Genomic DNA, 2,317 nt, shown 5'->3' with positions numbered 1-2,317 from the left:
GTCCACTGGGCCCGCACCCTGATGTCCGACGTCGAGGTCGCCGACGAGCGTCACCCGATCGAGGCCTCCCTTGTCACTGCGCCGCCGTTCGGGCTGCTGCGGATTGGACATGCGCCGGGCTCCCTGCGGGTGGTGCGTGTTCCGTGCGCGGTCCGGGTTCCCACGGCCGCGCGAGTGACGCACCCCCCGGCTGGACGACCCGCGCCGCTCCCCACTCAGCGAGCGGCGCGGGTCAGCTTTCGGTGGAGGTGCTCCAGGGCGTCGAGGAGGACCGAGCGGTGGTACCAGGCCAGCCAGGCCGCGGTGTCGGCGGCCAGCACGCCGAAGGCCTCGGCCTGTGCGGGGGCCGGACGGTGCCCGGCATCGGGCCAGTGCACGGTGATCAGCCCGGTGCAGGATCCGGCCGAGGACAGGACCGGGAGGCACTGGAGCGCGCGGGCGCCCGTCCCGAGGAGGGCGCGGCGGCTGTCGTCGGACAGCAGCGCGTCGCCGGCCACGTCGGGCACGCTGACCCGCCGTCCCCGGGTCCGGGCGACCGCCTCGGCCGTGCCCTCGTCCCGGCCGCGCACGAGGTGGTCGAGGAAGGCGTCCGAGCAGCCGTAGTGGGTCTCCAGGGTCAGCGCGTTCACGGCCGGGTCCACGCTCAGCACATGGCCGGCGGCCGCCCGGCCGATGGCCAGCGCCTCGCGTAGCACGGCCTCGATCATCCGCCCCCGGCAACGGGGGTCGGGGCCGCCGCGGGCCAGGATCCGCAGCTGTGGCACGGGCAGGGAGCGGCGCCCCGGGAACCACACGTCGCCGTCCGGCGGCCGGGCCACCACCACCGCGGACACGAGGACCCGCAGCGGTACGTTGAACCGCTGCGAGGCCTCCCGCAGCGCCCGGAAGGCGCTGCCGGAGTCCGGCAGGCCGTAGCGGGCCATGAGCATGCCCTGCGCCATGCCGATCACCGGTGCGGTACGGACCCGGGCCCGCAGTGCGCGGACCTCCTCGTGCAGGTCCTGGTACGAGGGCCGCAGCGGGTCCGCCATCTGGGACCGCCAAGCGGGCAGTTCCTCCACCTGCGAGGCGGCACGGGCCAGTTCCCGCAGCGCCTCGTCGAGGGTGGCGTAGAGCTGTACGCCGTCCAGACGGGCCAGGTGCACCGCCTCGCGCACCCCCGGCCGGGCCCGGACGATGATCAGGTCCGGGCGGCCGCTGCGCGCCCGGGTCGTCTCGCTGAGCGTGCGCAGCACGGCGGCGCCGCCGAGCTGCACATGGGCCATGTCCAGGACGGGCCGCAGCCCGGCGCGGTCCGCCTGTTCCAGATGACCGCGCAGTTCCTCCGACCAGGCCCGGGCCCCGTGCGCGTCGAGGCTGCCGGACATGCGCAGGAGCAGGGCGCCCTCGGCGGGGAGTCCCTCGACCACGGCGGACTCGATGACGAGGGGGGCCGGCGCGCCCGGCCGGTCGGAAGAAGCTTTCATGGCATCACCCAGACAGGACGTCAGTGAGGTCTCGAAGGGCCGCTTCCTGACCTTGGACCACCACATTGCACGGCAGTAACTGGTCTCTCAACCGCAGGGCGGACGCCATGGTCGCGTGCGCCCGGGCACCGGGCAGAGCGGCCGCGCGCGGGGCCTCCCGGACGCGGGGCCCCGGCTGGACGACGGGCAGCGCGCGTCCGGAGAAGGCGGTTCCGCCGGGCTGGGCGCACGCAGGGAGCAGCCGGTCGTCGGCCGACGTACCGCCGGACGGGTGAGGTTCGGCGTGCCCGCTTCGGTGCGGCCGGCCGGTGCCCCATGCCCGCGGGGCCCGGTCGGTCGCGCGGGCCCAGCGCCCACGGCAGTCCGGCGGCGGGTGCGGGCGACGAGGGCCACCGTGACCCTGCCGTCGCCCCCGCCGACAGCACGCAGCATGCGATCCGGGGCGGCCTCAGTGGACATGCGCCCTCTCCACCCCGACCGCCCCCGGCCGGCCGCGCGTCTGCCGGAGCAGCATCAGACAGGCCGCGGCGACCTCGCCGACGCGGATGCGCAGCAGGCGGGCGTCGGGGGTGCGGCCGTGGGGGTCGCCGGGCGGGCCGGGCTTCCACAGGGCCAGGTGGTACGGGCTCGGGGGCGGGCCCCACAGGCGTGGCGAGACGGGTCCGAACAGGGTGACGGAGCGGGTGCCGTGGGCCACCGCGAGATGGGCGAGACCGGTGTCGCCGCTGAGCACCAGGGCTGACCCGGCCACCAGCGCGACCAGTTCCAGCAGCCCCCGGTCGGCCTCGACGACGTCCTGCCGGGAGCCGGGCCGGGTCGCGGCCACGTACCGGGGCAACGTGAACGCGCCC

Annotated in this window: 2 protein-coding genes; both read right to left on the bottom strand. The window is 76.3% G+C overall.

Translation table 11 applies throughout. The features are described 5' to 3' along the window. Positions 1-215: 215 nt before the first annotated feature. Positions 216-1,466 carry an ANTAR domain-containing protein gene (locus tag ACWEN3_RS45515; RefSeq protein ID WP_452984204.1) on the bottom strand — a complete coding sequence of 417 codons (1,251 nt, stop codon included), beginning with the start codon at positions 1,464-1,466 and terminating at the stop codon, positions 216-218. 448 nt (positions 1,467-1,914) lie between these two features. Continuing rightward, positions 1,915-2,317, bottom strand: a 403-nt coding sequence (locus ACWEN3_RS45510; RefSeq protein WP_452984202.1) for a glycosyltransferase family 9 protein, incomplete at its 5' end; no start/stop codon positions are given.

This window comes from Streptomyces sp. NPDC004561, assembly GCF_053602155.1.
The sequence above is the reverse complement of the archived record's forward strand: the minus strand, read 5'-3'. Positions and strand labels throughout refer to the sequence as shown.

Excerpts from the sequence above, each read along its gene's own strand:
- ACWEN3_RS45515 (WP_452984204.1), bottom strand. The coding sequence starts at position 1,466 with ATGAAAGCTTCTTCCGACCGGCCGGGCGCGCCGGCCCCCCTCGTCATC.